Genomic DNA, 21,348 nt, shown 5'->3' with positions numbered 1-21,348 from the left:
TCATTCCCCTCTTAAGTATAATTTTACGAAAATAATATAATTTCATTTTATCAAACAATATCTTGTTAGTCCAATCCAAAAGGATTATAATTTAGTGTATGATATTTTAATAAATGTTAATATTTTCGGAGGTCTTTAAGGTGTATATTATTGTAGTTGGTTGTGGTAAAGTAGGTTCTACTTTGGCAAATAGTTTATCTAATGATGGTCATGATGTAGTTGTAATTGATAATGATGCAAGTAATTTTAGTAGACTTGGTGCTGATTATAATGGTGCAAAAATACAAGGGATAGTTATTGATGAAGATGTCTTAAAACAAGCTGGAATAGAAAGAGCTGATGCCTTAGCTGCTGTTACACCAGATGACAGTACAAATATAATGACGGCACAGATAGCTGAGGAAATATACAAGGTCCCTCATGTTATAGCTAGGATATATGATCCATTGCGTGAAGATATATTTCACTCTTTGGGGCTTGAAACAATATGCCCAACAACTTTAGCTGTTGAGTACATTAAGGCTATGCTTTTTTCACGTGAAGTTAGATACAAACAACAATTTGGCAAAGATAGTGTTATTTTTAAATATGTTACTCCTAAAAAAAGCGATATTGGAAAAGGACTTGATAAAATAACCTTACCTGAAAATTCATACCTTTTTGGAATTATTAGAAATGATAACTTTTTATTTAAAAATAAGAATATAAAACTTCAAGCTGATGACACAATGGTTATTGCTGAAAAGAAGGTGAAAAAATGAATATTGTAATAGTAGGTGGAGGTAAACTAGGATATTTTTTAACAAGACTTCTTGCAGATAATAAGAAATACAATATAACAGTTATAGAAGAACAACCAGAGCTGTGTAGAAAAGTTGCAGAAGAATTCCCAAGAGTGGTTGTAATTAATGGAGATGGAACATCACTTGAAACATTATCTGATGCAAAGTTAGATAAATGTAACTTTTTTATTGCTGTAACAGGAAGAGATGAAGATAATCTTATTAGTTGTCAGTTGGCAAAAAAAGTATATAATGTCAAAAGAACAATTGCTCGTGCTAATAACCCTAAAAATATAAATGTTATGAAAAAATTAGGTGTAGATAATGTAATATCTTCTACTGATATTATTGCTAAACTTATTGAAAATGAAGTTGAGATAGAACCTTTAAATACATTAGTAACCTTAAAAAATGGGCATATTATTGTCTTTGAAAAGGTTGTCCAACCAGGATCTTATGCTGCTAATAAAAGGTTAAATGATATCCCTTTCCCAAAACAAAGTATAATTGGAGCAATTACCAGAGATGATGAAAGCTTTGTACCATCAGGTGATACCGAAATATTACCAGGAGATAAATTGCTTGTTATTATTTCTGAAGTTGATAGATCTCAATTTATTAAACTTATATCAAAAAGTTGATAGGTGATAAAAATGAAAAAAGGATTAAAGATTAAAGTACTATCGTTAGGTGTGTTAGTTGAAGTTTTGATTTGTTTATTTTTTATATTTGTTGGAATATTAATTTCTTATATATTTGTTAGATAAATCCTTTAGGAGGAACACTATGTCTATTATTAAAAACAATAATGAGATAAAGCACATATTTTATATGAGTGGTAAAATTTTGACTGCCATTGGTTTTGTAGAATCAATCTCTTTATTTGTTTCATTATTTTATAAAGAATGGGATATGCTTTTTAACCTTATGATAGGTGTAGGAACATTTTTTATAATCGGCTTTTTGTTTATTGCTTTTGGTAGAGAAACAAAAGAAGATAGATTTACTTGGGGTTCAGGTATGGCAATGGTTGCTTTAACTTGGGGATTAAGTGTATTAATTTCTGCAATACCATATTATTTATCAGGGCATTTTGTATCCTATCTAGATGCATGTTTTGATGTTATGAGTGGGTTTACAACAACTGGTTTAGTACTCATTCTAGATCTTGATCATGTTCCAATGGGGCTTAATATGTGGAGACACTTAATCACTTTTTTAGGTGGACAAGGTATGGTTGTTTTGGGTCTTACATTCTTAGCCAGTGGGATGAAGGGTTTATTTAAAATGTATGTTGGTGAAGCAAGAGATGAACAGATATTTCCTAACGTTGTTCATACAGCAAGAATAATTTGGTATGTAAGTCTTATGTATTTAGCTTTGGGAACAATTGCTTTAACAATTAATGGTGTATTAATTGGCCTACCACTTGAAATGGCATTTTTCAGAGGTATGTGGATGTTTATGGGTGCATGGTCTACAGGAGGATTTACTCCTCAATCACAAAATGCCTTATATTTTCATAGTTTATCTTATGAAATTGTTAGTATGGTTATAATGCTTCTTGGAACAATAAACTTTGCTCTTCATTACACTATATTAAGTGGTAGGTATAAAGAAAGTATTAAAAATATAGAAATAAAAAGCTTATTTGTCACAATTAATTCATTTTTTTTGTTGTCATTGTTTAGCCTAACTAAAGTATATAATCAGCCTATCCATATGTTTAGAAAAGTTTTTTATCATATTGTATCTGCACATACTGGGACAGGTTTTTCTACACTTTATGCTAACCAGTTTTATTTTGAATGGTCTGATGCAAGTATTATCGCAATTGTAATGGCAATGATAGCTGGTGGTTCAATGTGTTCAACTGCTGGCGGTTTTAAAGCCTTAAGAATTGGAATTATATTCAATTCATTAATTGATGATGTGAAAAGACTTATAAGACCTGACTCAGCTGTTGTAGTTGAAAAATTTCATCATCTAAAAGAGGTAGTACTTAATGATAAAGTTGTCAGAAATGCCTCCATAATAGTTTTTGCATATATTCTCACATTCACCATAGGGACACTTGCAGGAACAATGTATGGCTATCCAATAAAACAGGCTATGTTTGAATCAGCCTCAGTTACAGGTAATGTTGGATTGTCAGCAGGTATAACACTGCCTTCAATGCCTGATGGTTTAAAAGTTATATATATTATAATGATGTGGGTTGCACGTTTAGAGTTTATGTCTGTTATTGCTTTAGTTGCATTTCTTTTAAAAGAAACGAGGGAAAAGATATGATAATAAAAAAGATACTACTGGTAGCTATAATAATTATTTCAATTTCTCAATTTGCTTATGCTACTCAAAAATCAATTGATAGCAACACATTAATTAATAATGCAAAATACTATGATGGAAAAACTGTAACATTTATCGGTGAAGCAATTGGCGAAATAATGAAAAGAGGAAAGTATGCTTGGGTAAATATAAATGATGGATATAATGCTATTGGAATTTATCTACCCGCTTCAGAAGTTGAAAAAATACGTTTATTAGGCAAACATAATCAAATAGGCGATATTGTGATGGTTAAAGGAGTTTTTCATAGAGCTTGCAAAGAACATGGAGCAGATTTGGATATTCATGCAAATAAAATTGAGATAATAAAAAGAGGCTATATTAAAAAAGAAGTTATTACACCAATTAAAGCAATTTTCGCAACTATATTTTTTATTTCGGGTGTAACTTTAATTGGCTATGCTATAAAAAAGAATTGGTAAATAAAAAGGCTGTCTTGAAATTTATTTATCCTTGCATTAGACAGCCTTTTTAATTTTCTTAATACCAATATATATCAAACTCCCTATACTATCTATTCCAACATCAACTGGACTTGGTCCTCTGCCTTGAACAAATATCTGATGAGTTTCGTCAGTAACTGCATACAAAAAAGCTATAATAAAAGAATACAAAAATACTCTCTTATTGTTTTTAAGTGCGTTATATAAGAGTAATGTTAATATAAAATATTCTGTCATATGAGCTATTTTCCTTATAATAAATTCGAATGTATCTCTATTTGAGTTATTTATTAAATCTTTATCTAGTATATATTCAATTGTTTTTTCAACTAAAACTGAAATATTAAGACTTTTTTGATGTGAAATACTCCCTTCTTGAGAAGAAAACCAAAAAATAACCCCCATCCAAATAAAAACAAGCATCCATTGAAATATAGTTTTTATATTTTCTCTCAATTATTCTTACCTCTCATAATCAATAATAAAATTAAAATGTATAAAATATATTAACAATGGAAATAATATCATAAAAAAAGAGGTTAAACAATATTATGGGAAGAAGATTTTATATTGGCCTATTTAATGGTGTATTAATAAGTATATTGTTATGGTGCATTATATTATTACTAATAAAAAAATTATAAATAAAAAAGGTGACTCTTTTTTGTTCTATTTAGAATCACCTTTTAAATTTCTCTATAATCCTAATCTTTTTAGAACCTCTTTATAAACTCCTTCAATATTTCCTAAATCTCTTCTAAATCTATCTTTGTCTAATTTTTCACGAGTACTAATATCCCAAAATCTACAAGTATCAGGCGATATTTCATCTGCTAATATTATTTCATTATTAATTCTTCCAAATTCTAATTTAAAATCTATCAAATCAATATTTACATCTCTTAAGTAATCTCTTAATATATTATTAATTTTAAAGGATGACTCAGACATTATTTCGATCTCATTTTCAGTTGCTAGATCCAATGCTAAAATATGATATTGATTAATCTGTGGATCATGTAGTTCATCATTTTTAAAACAAAATTCCAAAATAGGCCTTTTCAGCATTGTGCCTTCAACAAGCCCAAGCCGTTGACAAATAGAACCAGCAGCTATATTTCTAACAATAACTTCTACTTGAATAATTGATACACCTTTTACTGCTGTTTTTCTTTCATCAATTTCTTCAATATAATGTGTCTTTACTCCATTTTTTTCTAATAATTTAAATAAATGATTTGATACCTTGTTGTTTATGATACCTTTTTCTGCTATTGTCCCTCTTTTAGTTCCATCAAATGCTGTCGCATCATCCTTAAATTCAACAATAAAGACATTATCAACATTACTTTTATAAATCCTTTTTGCTTTACCTTCATATAAAAACTCAGTAATTTCATATTTCATATATTTTTAGCCTCCTCATATATCTTTTTGTCTTGCTCCAAAACCTCATCTTTCATATTTTTAATAAACTTTTCTAATTTGTAATATATATTTGGGTTATTTAAACTTAATATTCTAACAGCTAATAGTGCTGCATTTTCAGCACCATCGATAGCAACTGTTGCAACAGGTATACCTTTAGGCATTTGAACTATTGAAAAAAGAGCATCTAAGCCATCTAAAGTTGACGACTTTATAGGTATTCCTATTACTGGTAATGTTGTATTTGATGCAACAACCCCTGGTAAATGAGCTGCTTTGCCTGCAGCAGCAATAATAACATCAAATCCATTGGATTTTGCACTTTGTGCAAATTGAATAGTTTCATCAGGTACCCTATGTGCCGAAAGAATTCTTAGTTCATAATCAATCTCAAAATCTTTTAGCACTTTTAAAGTTTTTATTATTAATGGAAAATCTGATTGTGAACCAATTAAAACAGCAACTTTTGACATAGCAATTCTTCTTTCAATATAATTAGATTTTTGTTTTATTGTTTCTTGTAAAAAATTTTACAAGTTCAACAATCGGTATAATTGATAATGAAGCGAATATTACAATTAACCATTGCTCAAAATTAATATATGTTATTTTGAATATTTCTCTTAATGATGGAATTAATATTACTATCAATTGTAATAAAATAGTTATAATTACTGAGATATTTAAATACTTGTTGCTAAATATTCCAATTGAAAATAAAGATTCTGTATTTGATCTTGCATTATATGAATGTGTAAGCTGAATCAAACTTAGTGTTAAAAATGTCATAGTAACAGCTATTGATTGCCCATATAATTTATGTCCAATAAAATATACAATTAAAGTAATGATTCCCTTTATTGTCCCCTGATATAAAATACTAAATCCCATATTACCATCAAATATACTTTCTTTTACTTTTTTTGGTGTTCTTGTCATAATATCTTTATCTTCTTTCTCCATCCCTAGTGACAAAGCAGGTAGTGAATCGGTTACTAAGTTTACCCATAATATATGAATAGGATATAATACATTCCAATTTAATATGGTCCCAAAAAATAAAGTAACAACTTCGCCAATATTTGAAGACAAAAGAAATTGAATTGTTTTTTTGATATTGTCATATATTTTTCTACCTTCTTTAATCGCAGAAACAATAGTTGCAAAATTGTCATCAGCCAATACTATATCTGATACATTTTTTGTTACATCAGTACCTGTAATACCCATTCCTATACCTATATCAGCAAATTTAATTGCAGGAGCATCGTTTACACCATCACCAGTCATTGCTACTATTTTATTTTTCTTTTTCCATGCATTTACTATTCTCATTTTGTGTTCAGGTGATACTCTTGCATACACTCTAATATTCTCTATTATTGATTCAAGTTCATTGTCTGACAGATAATTTAACTCATTTCCAGTTAATATTTGTTTGCTTTTATCTATTTTGCTGTCAAAAATTTCTAGTTTATCTGCTATAGCAACAGCAGTATCTATATGATCACCTGTAATCATAACAGGTACTATTCCTGCATTAAAACAGGTCTTAATAGCTTGCTTTGCTTCTTCTCTAGGTGGATCAATCATCGCGACTAAACCAATAAAAATTAAATCTTTCTCTAAATCTTTATTTTCATTAACTTCATCAATTTTTATTTCCTTGTATGCTAAAGCTAAAACTTAACATATTTTTGCCATATAGACCTAATCTTTCAGCAGCTGTTTGTGACGATAATCCATCAAGATTGGTTTCTAAAATTTTGAGTGTATCAGATATACTCAAAGAATTAAACGGCTTCTTATAATCTTTCAATATCAGATAACTCTCCTTTCTAAGAAATAAATAATTCAATATATTATTTATAACCATTATCTTTATATAATATTAAACCAACTATTCCTACTAAGATTATAATAAGAATGATAATAAAAAAGTATTTGTATGAATTAAATACAGTTCTTAAATATCCTGATAATAACGTTCCTGTAATAGCACTTGTTCCATATGCAGTAAAAATATATCCATAATTTTTGCTAAAATTTTTATTTCCAAGTATTTTCTCTGTTAATGTAGGAGCAATAGAAAGCCAACCACCTAAATTTAACCATAATATTGAAAAGGTTAAAATATACACTAATTTTGATTCCACATTAAAAAATTCAAATAAAGCTGCAAAAGTAATTGAAATTAATGAGATTAGCATTACTTTTTTGTAATATAGTTTATCAAGCAAAAAGCCATACAATATTCTTCCAAAGGCATTAAATAATGCAAAGATACTTAAATATAAGGATAATATATTTAAAGGTATTTTGTGTATTTCATTTCCGACAGGAGCTGCTATAGAAATGGATGTTAGCCCGATAAATGTTCCTAAGAAGAAAAATAGCCAAATGAATATAAATTGTTTGCTTAATTTAATTGATATATCATGCTTTTTGTCTTCTTCTTTTATTTGAATAAAATACCTTTTGATACAATTACTATTAATGCATATATAAATTGAAAAAAGAATTATATAAAAAGCTAAACCAAATATTTTAAAAGCATTTAATACACCATACTTGCTTATCAATATATTAGCTATTGGTGCAGTAGTAAATGGAGATAAACCAAACCCAGCTAAAACAATTCCTATATATCTTCCTTTATTTTTATTAAACAATGTGTTTATCCAGAATAAAGGTATACCATATATAATTCCTACCCCAATCCCACCTAAAAATCCATAAAATATAGTAATTAAATATATATTTTTTGAAAACCCGGCAAGAAACCAACCGAGAAAAAGAAAATGAAGTCCTATAAAAAATATTTTGTGATAATTTTTATAAGATATGATATTACCTGTAATAGGCATAAATAAAGAATAAAATAAAAGAAAAAACATATAGGGGAGCCCGCTTTGTAGCGGGCTTATCCCCAATAAGTCTTCTAGTGGCTTTCTAAAAATACTCCATGAATATATCGTTCCTAAGCAAAGCATTGTAATAATGCTTATTAATAAAATAAGCTTTTTGTCATTTGATTTAATCATATCATACCTCCAACAAAAATTATAATTTTGTTGGTATCAATGAATTGTAATCCTCAATAGTTCCATTATCCATGCAACATTCAATTATCTTTTTACCTAATGGATCTAATTCATCGGTTATAAAATTCTTCAATTCTTTTTTGAAAAATTTATTAAGTATTTCCATTCCTTTATTAAATCCATCTTCCCCAACTTCAGGCTGTAGATCTACTTGTAACAGTTGTTTAGGAATATATGTTCCTTCAAACTTAATAGATTCCAATGAATATCCTAATAACGAACATTTAGAAGGTGTAATTTGTTCTTGTTTAAATCTAGTTGAACCTCTTTTTGCTAAATATTCTCTTATAATCCATTCTGGCATAAACCCTACCTTATATGCACCTATATATTGATTTGGAATTAATATATATCTAGTATTGCTAAATGATAATATTTGCTCTAGTAATAAGTTAGCTTGTTTAACCTTTTTACCTGTTGCAAAAGGCCAATATGATCCAACTCCTTCACTTGATAAAGCTTCACTATCTGTAATACTTGGATTTGCATATCCTCTTGGACTTACTAACCTCCAGAGCCATGCTAATGCAGGTGTTAATATATGCATAAGACCAACAATTCCATAAGTTGGCTTTTCTTTGGTGCAAGGTGGTGTTCTTACGCCAAAGCTTCTAATGTCAACGTCAACAGGGGTGTCGACAATATTAGGAATAAATTTTCTTGGCAAAATTACCCTTGGGTTTGGGCATGGTTTACCTGGTTCATCCATTGTATGTTCCCAAATTAAACAAGTCGAACCAGGAACACCTACAACATTAAAAAAAACCAATGGCTCTGGGGGTTGTATGCAAATTTTTTCTAGTTGAGGGTCAGTTCCATAATGTGTAATATTATCAAGTCTTACAAACCAACCTTGTTCTGCATCTTTTACAACCATTTTTTTATTACCATTCTGTAACTTTGGATGAACTAAAGCTATATCATCGGTTACAGGATAGATATCACATGATTCTTTTATCTCTAAATAGAATTTTTCGTTTGTCACTATATTTTGAGCAAGCAAAACTTTGTTATCCTTTTCTTTATGCATTTGTTGTATCATTTCACTTTTACCACCGCCGCTTGCTCCTTCATGAACAATAACAATTTCATTATCATAAGGGGTAACTATTTTAACAGTTGATGCATGAACACTAACCCATTTCTCTGACTCACCAATATTCAATAAAACTCCATAAATGCCTTTTTTAGCACTTGGGCCTGGATATAAATTATAAGAAAATATTTCATGTAAATCTTTTTTTCTATTGTGTATTACAACTTGTTTTCCTGAAAAAAAAGTATGCCTAAATGGTGGTGCAACATATGCAATTGCTTTTGGATTAAAATTGTCAGATAATTCTGAATATGGTATAAAGCCTTGTATATCAGCTAAAGCTAATGCAAAAAATGCAGTATTTTTAGGAGCAATTAATAATGCTTCATACCCAAGTTCATATCCTCCTGCCATAAAGGGCATAACAATAAGTTCTTGTGTTTTTAACCATTCAAATGTTTTTATTCTAAGATTATCAAAATCATCTCCATACAAATCTTTAAACCTTGGTTTATCTGTCTCTTCATTATCACCAATTACCATACTATCCGGATCCCTTCTTCTCATATATATATCTGGATAATTAACAACAATACCATTATTACATTTTGTTACTATTGCTTCAATTTCTTCGCATTGATCATCTATTTTAAATTTAACTTCAAAATAGTTGTTATTTTCCCCACCTAACGCCATTTCTAAAAATTGTGTTCTTTTTTCTGGGAAAATTATACTCTTACTGTTAATAAGTATCTCCATAATTTCATCGTCTAATTTTAGTTTTTTAATATTTTCAATAACCATTAATAATTCCCCCTTGCTTCATGAATTGTTTGATATTGTCTAATATTTTTTAATATAGTAATAATTAATTGGTGCAACTGATTTATAAAGGATTGCTTAAATTTAATATCAACTAACTGGTCATTTATATCACAAATTTTTTGATTGCTATTGTTCATGGTTGATATTTGATTCAAACAATAATAATAGAACTTTCTTAGATATTTGATTAATCCTTCTGTAAAAATATCATCCGAATAGTATTTTTTAATAATCGAAGTATTTTTATTGAATAAATCAAGTAACAGCAACGGTACTAAGCAACTTTCAATATATCCATCTATTGTAAAATATTTGGTTAGAAAAAATGCAAGTTCATTATCATATTGGCAAATACTTTCACAGAAAGATATGGTATGACTAAAAAATTCTTTACTTAAAACAAGGCTTTTTACATTCTCAAAGTTCTTAGTGATTGTTTTCTTGTAGTTAAACGAAATACAATCAATATACATTTTCACCATTCCTTTAATGGATAATAAAAAAGCCGCTATCATATAAAGAATGCATTTGCACTCTTATAGATAGCGGCTTATTTACCAACTGGCAATGTGCCTTTTGGTCAATCTGCCATTTATTTAATTTCTTTGTCATAATTCCTATCAAGTGTTACAATAATCACTTTTTCACCACTTGTAGTGTTTAAATCAGAATAAATGTTTGTTATTCTTGCACCTATAATTTCTTCTAACATCTCTTTTAACCTATCTTTTGCCAATTCGAATAGTGAATACCTAAATCTCTTTAATAACTCTGCTCCATCATTGAGTGTTGATAATGATTTTTCAGCAGGGCTTAGGAACCTAACCAGCCTAATGATTATTGTATCCTCACATATCATAGTCTTAATCTGTTTAGGACCTCTTCCCATATATTCAATCTCAAATTTGCTAACTACTTCACTAATCTTAGCTTCTATCTGCCCTTTGGTCATTTCCAAAACCTCATTTATATATTAGCAATTATAATAATATCAAATTGCATAATCATTGTCAATATCCTGCAAAAATATTTTTTAAGCAAAAATATATATAGCTTGTATACTATCATATTCCTATTAAAAATATATTTTTTTGCAATAATTATTGTTTAGAATTGCATTTGTACTTTTATTCTCATGCATATTGTATTTATAAATAATAATTATCTTTTTTTTCAACAATACTATTTAATTGACTGTCAAGTTCTTCATCACTTATGGCAGTGGTTCTCCCATTTTTATACTGTTCATCAACCCACTCTTTTAGCTTTAATACAATAGGGTCTTTTTTATCAACAATAGCATCTATTCCTTTTGTCTTATAATACTGTGTAAGCCATGCTGCTATACCTGCAAGTCCAGAGTAAGCATCTACAATAACTTTGGGTGGTTTCCCAAGTAGAGTTGTTGTATCAAAAATATTATATATCTCCTCGTCTTTAAGAATTCCATCTGCATGTATACCAGCTCTTGTAGCATTAAAGTTTTCACCTACAAATGGAGTCATAGGTGGTATTTGATATCCTAATTCTTTCTGAAAGTATTCAGCAATTTCTGTTATTACCTTAACATTCATACCGTCAGAACTTCCTCTTAATTGAATATATTCCATAACCATTGCTTCAAGTGGTGTGTTACCTGTTCTTTCACCAATGCCAAATATAGATGTGTTAACCATAGAAGCTCCATATAACCACGCCATTGTTGAATTTATAACAGCTTTATGAAAATCATTATGTCCATGCCATTCTAAATGTTCGGATGGAACCTCACCATAATTTACTAGGCCATATATTATTTGAGGAACACTTCTTGGCATAGATACTCCAGGTATAGGAGAACCCAATCCTAAGGTATCACAAGCTCTAATCTTTACTGGAACTCCTGATTGTTTTGAAAGATTCATAAGTTCATTAATAAAGGGTAGCACAAACCCATAAAAATCTGCTCTAGTTATATCCTCAAAGTGACATCTAGGGGTTATTCCAGCCTCCATTGCTTGAGATACAACAGAAAGATAAGTCTTTATTGCTTCACTTCTGGTCATTTTAAGTTTCTTGAAAATGTGATAATCTGAACATGAAACTAATATTCCTGTTTCTTTTATTCCAATATCTTTTGCTAACTCAAAATCCTCCTTTTTTGCTCTAATCCATGCAGTAACCTTTGGAAAATCATAGCCTTTTTCTAGACATTTAATGACAGCTTCTCTATCCTGTTTTGAATAAACAAAAAACTCTGTATGCAAAATGATACCACTACCATTATCAAGTTCATGTAGATAATCATAAATTCTACAGATCTGTTCTACAGTATATGGTGATCTTGCTTGTTGACCATCTCTAAATGTTGTATCAGTAATATATAGTCTATCTGGTATATTCATTGGAACATTTCTATGATTAAAAACAAGTCTTGGAACCTCATTATAAGGATATATATTTCTAAACAAATTAGGTTCAGTTACTTCTCTAAACTGATATTCAATCTCAAGCATCTTAGTTTTTTTATTAAATTTGACATTCATATCTTAACATCCTTTCTTAATTAATAATCTCAATTTTTCAGTTCTCAATTTCAAACATCTTTCCCTGCCAATTTCTTAAAACTGCTCTACCTTTGCCTATATATAGTAGATAATTTGGTAGAAGTGGTGTTTTTCCCATACCTTTTGGTGCATTTAATATATAGGTAGGAACAGCCATACCAGATGTCCTGCCTCTTAAACTTTCCATAATTTCTAGTCCTTCTTGAATAGAAAGCCAAAAATGTGATGTTCCTTTAACCCTTTTTGGATGAAATATATAATATGGCTTAACTCTAATTTTCAAAAGCTCCTGATTGAGTTTTCTAACAATGAAATTATCATTGTTTATTCCTTTTAACAAAACCATCTGATTACCTAGTGGAATTCCAGCATCAGCAAGCATTTCAATTGCTCTTTGTGAATCCTGTGTTATTTCTTTTGGATGATTGAAGTGAGTATTTACATATATCGGATGATATTTATTGAGAATACTAACAAGCTCATTTGTTATTCTTTGTGGCAAAGTTACAGGTGTTCTTGTCCCAAATCTAATTATTTCAACATGTTTTATACTTCTAAGCTCTTTTAAAATCCATTCTATCTCTGAGTCTGATAATAAAAACGAATCACCACCAGTAATTAATACATCTCTTATGTTTTTGTTTTGTCTAATGTATTCAATAGCTTCAATAATACTTTCTTTTGACGCATGTTTATCTATCTCACCAATTAGTCTTCTACGTTGACAAAATCTACAAAACATTCCACAAACATTTGTAACTTTTACAATTAACCTATCAGGATACCTTTGAGTAATAATCTCGGTTGGAGATGTTTCAGCCTCATTCATTGGATCTAGCTCGCCCTCATCATTAAGTTCTTTAATACTTGGAATAGATTGCATTCTAATTGGGCAGTTCTCATTATTAGGTTCAATTAATGATAAATAATATGGTGATACTGCAAATCTATATCTTTTTGATACATTTTCTATATCAATCACTTCCTGCGTATTTAAACCAATTATGTCCTTAAAGCTATGAGGGTTTGAAAATCTATTAGCTATTTGCCATTTGTAATTTGACCAATCATTCTGTGTTGCACCAAGTAATTTTAGTATCTTTCTTTTTTGATATTCAATTTTATCTTTTTCATCTAGACCTGTTTTAATTTTATTTACTATACTTAGATAGTCATCTATCTCTGCTTTGAGTCTATAAAATCTACTTTCAACTTCATTCTTAATCATTCATAATTCACCTCCTAAGATAATAAAAAAGTCTTCCATTTTCATAAAAGATTAAAATTAAGGTTGACTTTTTTGAAATGCATATACCGAAATTGTATTAAATTTTTAAAACTATACTGTATATAATTTCCTATGCGTTAAAAAAAAAGCGACCGAACCCGGTCGCTTTAAAGGCAAAAATAGGTATACTACACCCTCCTTTCCTTCCAAAGCTTCCGAGGTTAGCTGACGGATTCGGGCCGAAAGGAATTTAGCCCTACGGTATAAAAACCGATTCACCCCTAAATTTGGTTCCCCCGTATCCTGTCCGTTTTGCAGGAATTCAGCTTGTTGACAGTTTATTCAATTTTATGATATAAGTATATCAAATAAATAATAAATATTCAACATACATTCAAGAATTTTTCTTATTTTATTTGTTTACTAATTTATTTGGAGGTGCTGATGTGCAAAGTTATGTTTTAGCAAGTGTCATTTTTGTTATTATCTATATTTTTATTGCCACTGAAAAAGTAAATAAAGCTGCTATTGCAATATTTGGAGCTGTATTAATGATTGCATTAGGAATTGTAAGTCAAGAGAAAGCTATTGAAGAGTATATAGATTTTAATACCATTTTTTTCTTAATAGGTATGATGATAGTAGTAGGAATATTAAAAGAATCAGGTCTTTTTGAATATTTAGCAGTTAAATCAGCAAAAATTTCAAAAGGTAACCCTATTGTTATTATGGTTCTCTTATCAATTATAACTGCCTTTTTTTCAGCTTTTTTAGATAATGTAACAACAGTTTTATTAATTACCCCTGTTATGATTTATATTGCACGTAAACTAAATATTAACCCAATTCCATTAGCAATTACAGTTATTTTTGCATCAAATATTGGTGGAACTGCAACAATGATTGGTGACCCACCAAATATATTAATTGGAAGTCAAGTAAAACTTGATTTTATTGAATTTGCAAATAACCTTAGCCTAATATCAATATTTATATTGATTGTCACCATTTTTATTTTCTCATTAATTTATAAAAATGACCTTAAGAAATCAAAATCTAATAGTCAGTTGTTAGAAGGCTTATCAGAAGATAATCTAATAAAAGATAATAAATTGTTAATAAAATCATTATTTGTTCTTTTTATAGCAATATTAGGTTTTATTTTTCACAGCCAAATACATTTAGAAAGTGCCACAATAGCATTATTTGCTGCAGCATTACTAATGATTTTAAGTGGTTTTGAACCAGTTAAAATATTTAAAGAGGTTGAATGGGAAACAATTTTCTTTTTTATAGGTTTATTTGTAATGGTAGGTGCATTAGAAGAGACTGGAGTTATTAAGATGTTAGCAGAAAAATTGCTAAGTATTACTAATGGAAATGAAATTGTTACTGCAATATCTATATTATGGTTAGCAGCAATTGCCTCTGCTTTTTTGGACAATATACCCTTTACTGCAACTATGATTCCTCTTATCAAGATAACTGGTGAGATATCTGGAATGGACATTTATCCATTTTGGTGGGCTCTTGCCTTAGGTGCTTGCCTTGGCGGCAATGGAACTTCAATTGGTGCTTCTGCTAATGTAGTTACAATTGGCATGCTTAAAGAAGAAGGTATTAATATTTCATTTGGTAAATATTTAAAGATTGGATTTCCAGTAATGCTAATATCAATAATTATATCAACAATATATATTGTATTAAGATATTATTAATAGTATTTGTTTACAAAAACCTCTATCTATTTAGAAGAGGTTTTTTTATGGTTTTAATGCTGCAAAAATTGAAATAAATAAAATTATAAATGCAAACACATAAATTAAAATTGAGGACTTTATATAAAAACTTAAAAAATAAAATAAAATACTGATAATAAAAACAATTATAAAACCTGTTATAAATCCTTTTGAATCAAATTTTTTCATATTATTATTCCTTTCTAATAAGCTTTTTATATATTTCGATAATTATTGAAATTGCAATAAAAACTAGTATAATACTTCCACCTGGTGGTATATCAAAATAATAAGAGAGAATAATCCCTGATAAAACGCTTACTATTGATGTAATTGTAGAAAAAATCAAAAGCCTTTTGAAATTTGATGCAATCTGCATTGATATTGCAACTGGAAATACAAGTAAAGCTGAGATTAAAAGCCCTCCAATAATTCTAACTGATACTGCAATAATTAGTGCTGTTAAAATGTTTAGAACAATTTCAAAAAATTCTGTATTTATTCCAGAAACCTTAGCTCCTATCTCATCAAAAGTTGTGTACAAAAGCTTATTCTTGAGTCCAAATAAAATAACAAAAGATATTATTGATATGGTTACAATAACTGCCACATCAATCCAATTCACTAAGACAATACTTCCAAAAAGAAAACTCATTACATTTGCTGAACTTTTCATAATACCAAATAATACTGAAGCTAAAGCAAGTGCAATTACAGAAACTAATGATAATGAAATCTCAGCATATCTTATGAATTTGCCTTTTATATAATAAAGAAGTAAAGAAAATATTATTGTTGCTATTATTGACCCTATAATTGGATTTATGCTTAGCAATAATGAAGCTGCGACACCTACTATTGCAGTATGTGATAATGAATCACCAATCTGAGAGAACCTTTTTAGTGTTGTAAACGAACCAATAAATGGAGCTATAATTGAAATAAAAAATCCAGCTAATAATGCCCTTTGCATAAATGCATAACTTAACATATTTAATCATCCTTTTTTACATGGTAATGTGAATGTTTATGTGATAGCTTTTTAACATCATATTTATAGAGTTTTTCATACTTTGAAGGAGAAAAATCATTTATACTGCACGCTGTATATATCTGCCCTTCCCCCATACAAATTACTTCATCAGCATTTTTCGTAACTGCGAAGATATCATGTGTTACCATAACTATTGTTGTCCCTTTTTCTTTAATCTTTGCAAGAATACTATATAGAATCTCCTCTGATTTTGAATCTATTCCTACAGTTGGTTCATCTAATAAAAGTAGTTGAGGTTCTGAAATTAATGCTCTTGCAATAAACACTCTTTGTTGTTGACCTCCTGATAATTTACCTAAGGATTTATCTTTATATTGGTATAGTTCTAACATTTCAAGTATTTCTTTTGCTTTTTCAATATCATTTTTACTATATCTTTGGAATAATTTTTTCTTAGGTACCAAACCAAGTAATGTTGCTTCTAACACGCTTATAGGAAATGACATGTTAAAACTGGTAGCTTTTTGCTGAACATATGAGATTTTCACTCTATCCTTTTTTGATAATTCTCTCTTGTCAAAAATTATTACTTGGCCTTTTGTAGGTTTATAAATGCCAGCTATTATATTTAACAGAGTACTTTTACCAGAACCATTGGGGCCAACAATAGCTGTGAATCTCCCATCCTTTATATCCACAGAAATTTCATTAAGTATCCTCTTTTCACCAATATCATAGGAAACATTTTTAATCATTATCATATAATATACTCCCTTACTCAAGCAATGCTTTCTTAATTGCCAAAAGATTTTTTTTCATTAAACCAATATATGTTTGATTTTTTGACATATCAGAAGAGCTAACACCCATTCCATAAACTTCTACTGTCTTTATCTTTGTTTCATTAATAATAGGCTTTATGATATTAATATTTTCGTTTGGATCATATAAAAGATACCTAATATTCTTTTGTTTTATTAATTTAATAATCTCTCTAATTTTAGCAGGAGAAGGTTCTTCTTCTTCGTTTAATCCTGTAATTGAATATTGAACTAAATTATACTCATTTGCCAAATATCCAAAAGAAGGATGAGATATTAAAAAAACTTTATTTTTTGCTTTTAAAGATATTTTTTTTAACTCTTTATCAATAGATAACATTTCTTTTTGAAATTTGTAAAAATTCTTTTGATAGAATAAGGCATTATCTTTATCAATTTGTGATAAGGCATCTTTAATGTTTTTTGCTAAAATAATCGCATTTTTTGGTGAATTCCATATATGTGGATCATAGTTTTGAATATCAATACCTTTTGATACTTTATAGACCTTTGTTTGGGTTCCATCTAAAGATTTTTTTGCCCAATCATCAATTAGTCCTATATAAAAAACACCAAGAGAATCTGACATTTTTGCAATGTCTTTTGTTGTTGGCTCAAATGAATGAACCTCAGCACCATCTTTTATAACCTTGTATACTTCTATTTTATCTTGAGCAATAATCTTTGTTATAGAATAAATAGGGTATATTGTTGTCCATATACTTTTTTGTGTTGTCTGTTGTTTACAAGACGTAAATATTAAACTAAAAATTAATAAGAAAGAAATGATAAAAAATTTTCTAATCTTCATTATTGCTACCTCCACACAAATCACATATGCCATATATTTCCATATTATGAGATAAAACAGTGTAATTTTTTTGTTTAAGGCTCATTTCAATCTCCTCAATAAAACATTGATTTATTTCACTTTTTTTATTACATTTAATACAAACAAAAAAATGATAATGTTCTTTATCTTTGATATGGTATAAGCATTTTCTATCAACAATACAACTTTTAACCAATAGTCCTTTTTGAACAAATATTTCAATTATTCTATAAACAGTTGCCAAATTAATCTTTATACCTTTAGAGTTTAAATTAATATAAACTTCTTCAGCACTAATACTTTTATTGTTATTCAAAAATTCAAATAAAACATAAATCCTTTTTGTTGTAACCTTTAAATCATATTGTTTTAGAATTTTATCAATATCATTTTTTTGTATATTATTCATTATAATTAACCCCATTTGCAAATTATTTGCATTTGCATATTAATTATAAAAAAAATTAATCGACTAGTCAATTCTTTCTATCTTACCTCCAATACTATTTATTATCTTGTCCATATTATAATAGCCTCTATCAATATGATTAATTTCATCCACCTCAGTTATTCCATCAGCAATAAGGCCTGCTATTACAAGTGCTGCTCCACCTCGTAAATCTTGTGCCTTTACATTTGTGCCTGATAACTTTTTTACTCCTTCTACAATAGCTACTCTACCATCAATTTTTATATTAGCACCCATTTTCACAAGTTCACAAGCGTGTTGATATCTGTTCTCAAATATTGTTTCTATTATCATACTTGTTCCTTTAGCACATGTTAACATTGCCATTATTTGTGCTTGCATGTCAGTGGGAAATCCCGGATAAGGTAATGTTTTTATGTCTGTTGCCTTTAGTTTTTCCTGTGCATTCACAACAACATAGTTTTCACCTTCAGTTACTTTGACACCACATTCACTCAATTTTGCAATAATTGATCTTATATGATCTATTATTACATTTTCTATTCTAATATTTCCTCCAGTTGCTGAAACCAATGCCATATATGTTCCTGCTTCAATTCTATCAGGTATTGGTGCAAATGTTCCACCGTTTAAACTGTCAACACCAATTATTCTTATTGTGTCTGTGCCTGCACCCCAAATTTTTGCACCTAATGTATTCAGAAAATTAGCAAGACAAACAATCTCAGGCTCTGTTGCTGCATTTTCTATTATGGTTTCACCCTCAGCATACGTTGCAGCTATCATTATATTTTCTGTTGCCCCAACTGAAGGAAAATCAAGATAAATTTTATTTCCTCTTAACTTTTTGGCTTTTGCTTCTATAATCCCTTGATTAATCTTTATTTCTGCACCTAAAAGACTTAATCCTTTAATGTGCAAATCAATTGGCCTTGCTCCAATATTGCACCCACCAGGAAGTACAATCGAAACCTTTTTTTCTCTTGCAAGTATACTACCAAGCAATAAAATAGAGGCTCTTAATTTATTTACTAATTGAGTACTAACATTTGTGTTTTTAATACCTAAATTTTGTATTTGAATTGTACTACTGGTCTCATCTAATTTTGTATTTACGCCTATTATTTCCATAATGTTATTTAATACCTTTATATCTTCAAGCGGTAAAACATCTTCAATAAGTATTGGCTTATCTGATAATATTGCTGCAGCCATTATTGGAAGAATTGCATTTTTTGCTCCATGCAGTCTTATTGAACCACTTAATTTTCTCCCACCTTCAATCAAATATTTTGGCATCTCTACTCTCCTTAACTCAATATAAAATTTTCATTATTAATTATTGTTTTTTTTCTTAGTGTTTAAACATATTGTTTTTATTAAGACATTTTATAAAGGATTTTTGACAAAATAGTCGAATTTTATATTATAATAATATTAATAAACTCATTTAAACTGGAGGATTGAAGTATGGCTAATAATAATCAGAACAGTCAAAAAACTGGTGGTATTAATCTTACATATGTTGTCATTGGTTGTATTATTGTTATTGACACTCTACTTGGCTTTTTAATGCCAAAAAACTTCAAATTTATATCAATTGTTGTTGCTACTTTATCATTTCTTTTTGCAATTGTTATTTCAGTAATTGTTGCTGGTATTCAGTTAAATAAATTAATTGAAAAATTAGAAAAAGATGTTGAATTGATAAAAAATGGTGATTATAGCAAACTATTATCTTCAAAAGAATTTGGAAATATTCAAAGAGTTGCTTCAGGTGTAAATATTGTTTTGTCAGATATAAAGAGTTTAATTGAAGAGTTTTTTAATTTATCAAATGCTATAATTGGTGCATCAAATAAAGTTACTAAAACTGCCCAAGATGCATCATCGGCTGTTGAGGAAATCTCAAAAACTATTGATGAAATTGCAAAAGGAGCATCTCAACAAGCAGAAGAAGCTCAGCAAGGCGTTATACTTGTAAATAATCTTTCTGAACAAATAAATGCTGTTTCAGAAAGTTATAATACAGTTATTAATGAAACAAATAAGATTGAAGTTTTAAATAATCAAGGTGTTGATACAATAAGCATCCTTAGAGAAAAATCTGAAATTAGTTCAAATACTGCTCAAAAGGTTACAGAAGTTGTTCAGTCATTTACAGATAAGATAAAAGAAATTACAAAATTTGTTGAAACAATAAATACAATAGCTGAGCAAACAAATCTTCTTGCATTAAATGCAGCAATTGAAGCTGCAAGAGCAGGTGAAGCAGGAAAAGGTTTTGCAGTTGTTGCTGATGAGGTAAGAAAACTTGCAGATCAAAGTAAGAAAGCGGCTGATGAAATAAATACAATTGTTGAGGTAATTGTTGAGGAAACTGATAATACTATAAAGATTATTGACGATATAAAAGCAGCTGCTGATGAACAAAAAAGTGCTGTTAACCAAACCGAAAAGGCATTTATGAGCATCTCAGAAGAAATAAATAATATTGTAAATAAAATTGAGGTTGTAGATTCAACCCTAAAGCGAATGGAAGAAGCAAGAAATGCTGTTATAAAATCTATTGAATCAATATCTTCTGTTTCTCAAGAAACTGCAGCAGCGTCTCAAGAAGTGGCAGCAACAACAGAAAGCCAATTGAATGCAATCTCCGAAATGAAGTATTCTGCTTCATCTTTACAAGAATTAGTTAACCAGCTCGAAAAGAAACTTAAAAAATACAAAATCAAATAAGAAAGCAGGGTACTAGTACCCTGCTTCTATTTTTTAAATTTTATGGTAA

22 protein-coding genes and 1 riboswitch are annotated in these 21,348 nt (G+C 29.0%); of the genes, 6 read left to right on the top strand and 16 right to left on the bottom strand.

Translation table 11 applies throughout. The features are described 5' to 3' along the window. Positions 1 to 140 precede the first annotated feature (140 nt). The 4 genes from ACAG39_08525 (at position 141) to ACAG39_08510 (ending at position 3,556) form a co-directional block, all read left to right on the top strand. Positions 141 to 761, top strand: a complete 621-nt coding sequence (locus ACAG39_08525; GenBank protein ID MEZ0537284.1) for a TrkA family potassium uptake protein — start codon at positions 141 to 143, stop codon at positions 759 to 761. Next, positions 758 to 1,423: a TrkA family potassium uptake protein gene (locus ACAG39_08520; protein ID MEZ0537283.1), complete on the top strand. Its 666-nt coding sequence runs from the start codon at positions 758 to 760 to the stop codon at positions 1,421 to 1,423. The genes ACAG39_08525 and ACAG39_08520 overlap by 4 nt, the downstream gene beginning before the upstream one ends. Before the next feature lie 145 nt (positions 1,424 to 1,568). Next, positions 1,569 to 3,074, top strand: a complete 1,506-nt coding sequence (locus ACAG39_08515; protein MEZ0537282.1) for a TrkH family potassium uptake protein — start codon at positions 1,569 to 1,571, stop codon at positions 3,072 to 3,074. Continuing rightward, positions 3,071 to 3,556 (top strand): DNA-binding protein, encoded by a 486-nt coding sequence (locus tag ACAG39_08510; GenBank protein MEZ0537281.1) that lies wholly within the window; start codon positions 3,071 to 3,073, stop codon positions 3,554 to 3,556. Before ACAG39_08515 ends, ACAG39_08510 begins: the two co-directional genes overlap by 4 nt. A 36-nt stretch (positions 3,557 to 3,592) precedes the next feature. On the opposite strand, the gene ACAG39_08505 is transcribed toward ACAG39_08510, so the two are convergent. The 11 genes from ACAG39_08505 to ACAG39_08455 form a co-directional block, all read right to left on the bottom strand. Beyond that, entirely contained in the window at positions 3,593 to 4,033 is a 441-nt protein-coding gene (locus tag ACAG39_08505; GenBank protein MEZ0537280.1) for a VanZ family protein, read from the bottom strand. A gap of 240 nt (positions 4,034 to 4,273) precedes the next feature. Continuing rightward, on the bottom strand, positions 4,274 to 4,984 hold the full coding sequence (gene purC / locus ACAG39_08500; protein ID MEZ0537279.1) for a phosphoribosylaminoimidazolesuccinocarboxamide synthase: 711 nt from the start codon (positions 4,982 to 4,984) through the stop codon (positions 4,274 to 4,276). Then, positions 4,981 to 5,478, bottom strand: a complete 498-nt coding sequence (purE, locus tag ACAG39_08495) for a 5-(carboxyamino)imidazole ribonucleotide mutase (protein MEZ0537278.1) — start codon at positions 5,476 to 5,478, stop codon at positions 4,981 to 4,983. The genes purC and purE overlap by 4 nt, the downstream gene beginning before the upstream one ends. 22 nt (positions 5,479 to 5,500) lie before the next feature. Next, a complete protein-coding gene (locus tag ACAG39_08490; GenBank protein MEZ0537277.1) occupies positions 5,501 to 6,598 on the bottom strand; it encodes a cation-translocating P-type ATPase in 1,098 nt (365 codons plus the stop codon). Positions 6,599 to 6,656: 58 nt separating this feature from the next. Next, positions 6,657 to 6,824, bottom strand: coding sequence for a cation-transporting P-type ATPase (locus tag ACAG39_08485; protein ID MEZ0537276.1), 168 nt, complete (start codon positions 6,822 to 6,824; stop codon positions 6,657 to 6,659). 43 nt (positions 6,825 to 6,867) lie between these two features. Beyond that, the gene (locus tag ACAG39_08480; GenBank protein ID MEZ0537275.1) at positions 6,868 to 8,049 is read right to left on the bottom strand and encodes an MFS transporter; all 1,182 of its coding nucleotides are present in this window, start codon (positions 8,047 to 8,049) and stop codon (positions 6,868 to 6,870) included. 19 nt (positions 8,050 to 8,068) lie between these two features. After that, entirely contained in the window at positions 8,069 to 9,949 is a 1,881-nt protein-coding gene (locus ACAG39_08475) for a DUF4914 family protein (protein MEZ0537274.1), read from the bottom strand. Further along, a complete protein-coding gene (locus ACAG39_08470) occupies positions 9,949 to 10,443 on the bottom strand; it encodes a hypothetical protein (protein ID MEZ0537273.1) in 495 nt (164 codons plus the stop codon). The genes ACAG39_08475 and ACAG39_08470 overlap by 1 nt, the downstream gene beginning before the upstream one ends. 119 nt (positions 10,444 to 10,562) lie before the next feature. After that, positions 10,563 to 10,922: a DUF2294 domain-containing protein gene (locus tag ACAG39_08465; GenBank protein ID MEZ0537272.1), complete on the bottom strand. Its 360-nt coding sequence runs from the start codon at positions 10,920 to 10,922 to the stop codon at positions 10,563 to 10,565. A gap of 196 nt (positions 10,923 to 11,118) precedes the next feature. Then, positions 11,119 to 12,495: a 2-isopropylmalate synthase gene (locus ACAG39_08460; GenBank protein MEZ0537271.1), complete on the bottom strand. Its 1,377-nt coding sequence runs from the start codon at positions 12,493 to 12,495 to the stop codon at positions 11,119 to 11,121. 37 nt (positions 12,496 to 12,532) lie between these two features. Further along, on the bottom strand, positions 12,533 to 13,744 hold the full coding sequence (locus ACAG39_08455) for a KamA family radical SAM protein (GenBank protein MEZ0537270.1): 1,212 nt from the start codon (positions 13,742 to 13,744) through the stop codon (positions 12,533 to 12,535). 193 nt (positions 13,745 to 13,937) lie between these two features. Continuing rightward, a riboswitch (cyclic di-AMP (ydaO/yuaA leader) is annotated at positions 13,938 to 14,082 on the bottom strand. 108 nt (positions 14,083 to 14,190) lie between these two features. On the opposite strand from ACAG39_08455, the gene ACAG39_08450 reads away from it, so the two are divergent. Beyond that, the gene (locus tag ACAG39_08450) at positions 14,191 to 15,462 is read left to right on the top strand and encodes an SLC13 family permease (GenBank protein ID MEZ0537269.1); all 1,272 of its coding nucleotides are present in this window, start codon (positions 14,191 to 14,193) and stop codon (positions 15,460 to 15,462) included. 214 nt (positions 15,463 to 15,676) lie between these two features. On the opposite strand, the gene ACAG39_08445 is transcribed toward ACAG39_08450, so the two are convergent. From ACAG39_08445 to murA, 5 genes are all read right to left on the bottom strand, one after another. Further along, the gene (locus ACAG39_08445; GenBank protein ID MEZ0537268.1) at positions 15,677 to 16,474 is read right to left on the bottom strand and encodes a metal ABC transporter permease; all 798 of its coding nucleotides are present in this window, start codon (positions 16,472 to 16,474) and stop codon (positions 15,677 to 15,679) included. A 2-nt stretch (positions 16,475 to 16,476) separates the two neighbouring features. Next, complete coding sequence (locus ACAG39_08440; GenBank protein MEZ0537267.1) at positions 16,477 to 17,238, bottom strand: metal ABC transporter ATP-binding protein; 762 nt, start codon at positions 17,236 to 17,238, stop codon at positions 16,477 to 16,479. A gap of 13 nt (positions 17,239 to 17,251) precedes the next feature. Next, positions 17,252 to 18,109 (bottom strand): metal ABC transporter substrate-binding protein, encoded by an 858-nt coding sequence (locus ACAG39_08435; GenBank protein MEZ0537266.1) that lies wholly within the window; start codon positions 18,107 to 18,109, stop codon positions 17,252 to 17,254. Next, a complete protein-coding gene (locus ACAG39_08430; protein MEZ0537265.1) occupies positions 18,099 to 18,539 on the bottom strand; it encodes a Fur family transcriptional regulator in 441 nt (146 codons plus the stop codon). Before ACAG39_08430 ends, ACAG39_08435 begins: the two co-directional genes overlap by 11 nt. A gap of 63 nt (positions 18,540 to 18,602) precedes the next feature. Further along, positions 18,603 to 19,859, bottom strand: coding sequence for a UDP-N-acetylglucosamine 1-carboxyvinyltransferase (gene murA, locus ACAG39_08425; GenBank protein MEZ0537264.1), 1,257 nt, complete (start codon positions 19,857 to 19,859; stop codon positions 18,603 to 18,605). A 171-nt stretch (positions 19,860 to 20,030) separates the two neighbouring features. On the opposite strand from murA, the gene ACAG39_08420 reads away from it, so the two are divergent. After that, a complete protein-coding gene (locus ACAG39_08420) occupies positions 20,031 to 21,299 on the top strand; it encodes a methyl-accepting chemotaxis protein (protein MEZ0537263.1) in 1,269 nt (422 codons plus the stop codon). Positions 21,300 to 21,348 lie beyond the last annotated feature (49 nt).

The organism is Caldicellulosiruptoraceae bacterium PP1, from assembly GCA_041320695.1.
Lineage (GTDB): Bacteria > Bacillota > Thermoanaerobacteria > Caldicellulosiruptorales > Caldicellulosiruptoraceae > JBGGOQ01.
This window is presented reverse-complemented; position numbering and strand designations above follow the sequence as displayed.

Coding starts and splice junctions, on each gene's coding strand:
- ACAG39_08455 (MEZ0537270.1), bottom strand. CDS start 13,744: ATGATTAAGAATGAAGTTGAAAGTAGATTTTATAGACTCAAAGCAGAG.
- ACAG39_08475 (MEZ0537274.1), bottom strand. CDS start 9,949: ATGGTTATTGAAAATATTAAAAAACTAAAATTAGACGATGAAATTATG.
- ACAG39_08480 (MEZ0537275.1), bottom strand. CDS start 8,049: ATGATTAAATCAAATGACAAAAAGCTTATTTTATTAATAAGCATTATT.
- ACAG39_08420 (MEZ0537263.1), top strand. CDS start 20,031: ATGGCTAATAATAATCAGAACAGTCAAAAAACTGGTGGTATTAATCTT.
- ACAG39_08435 (MEZ0537266.1), bottom strand. CDS start 18,109: ATGAAGATTAGAAAATTTTTTATCATTTCTTTCTTATTAATTTTTAGT.
- ACAG39_08470 (MEZ0537273.1), bottom strand. CDS start 10,443: ATGTATATTGATTGTATTTCGTTTAACTACAAGAAAACAATCACTAAG.
- ACAG39_08515 (MEZ0537282.1), top strand. CDS start 1,569: ATGTCTATTATTAAAAACAATAATGAGATAAAGCACATATTTTATATG.
- ACAG39_08510 (MEZ0537281.1), top strand. CDS start 3,071: ATGATAATAAAAAAGATACTACTGGTAGCTATAATAATTATTTCAATT.
- murA (MEZ0537264.1), bottom strand. CDS start 19,859: ATGCCAAAATATTTGATTGAAGGTGGGAGAAAATTAAGTGGTTCAATA.
- ACAG39_08430 (MEZ0537265.1), bottom strand. CDS start 18,539: ATGAATAATATACAAAAAAATGATATTGATAAAATTCTAAAACAATAT.
- ACAG39_08440 (MEZ0537267.1), bottom strand. CDS start 17,238: ATGATAATGATTAAAAATGTTTCCTATGATATTGGTGAAAAGAGGATA.
- ACAG39_08465 (MEZ0537272.1), bottom strand. CDS start 10,922: ATGACCAAAGGGCAGATAGAAGCTAAGATTAGTGAAGTAGTTAGCAAA.
- ACAG39_08490 (MEZ0537277.1), bottom strand. CDS start 6,598: ATGATTGATCCACCTAGAGAAGAAGCAAAGCAAGCTATTAAGACCTGT.
- ACAG39_08460 (MEZ0537271.1), bottom strand. CDS start 12,495: ATGAATGTCAAATTTAATAAAAAAACTAAGATGCTTGAGATTGAATAT.
- purE (MEZ0537278.1), bottom strand. CDS start 5,478: ATGTCAAAAGTTGCTGTTTTAATTGGTTCACAATCAGATTTTCCATTA.
- ACAG39_08520 (MEZ0537283.1), top strand. CDS start 758: ATGAATATTGTAATAGTAGGTGGAGGTAAACTAGGATATTTTTTAACA.
- ACAG39_08445 (MEZ0537268.1), bottom strand. CDS start 16,474: ATGTTAAGTTATGCATTTATGCAAAGGGCATTATTAGCTGGATTTTTT.
- purC (MEZ0537279.1), bottom strand. CDS start 4,984: ATGAAATATGAAATTACTGAGTTTTTATATGAAGGTAAAGCAAAAAGG.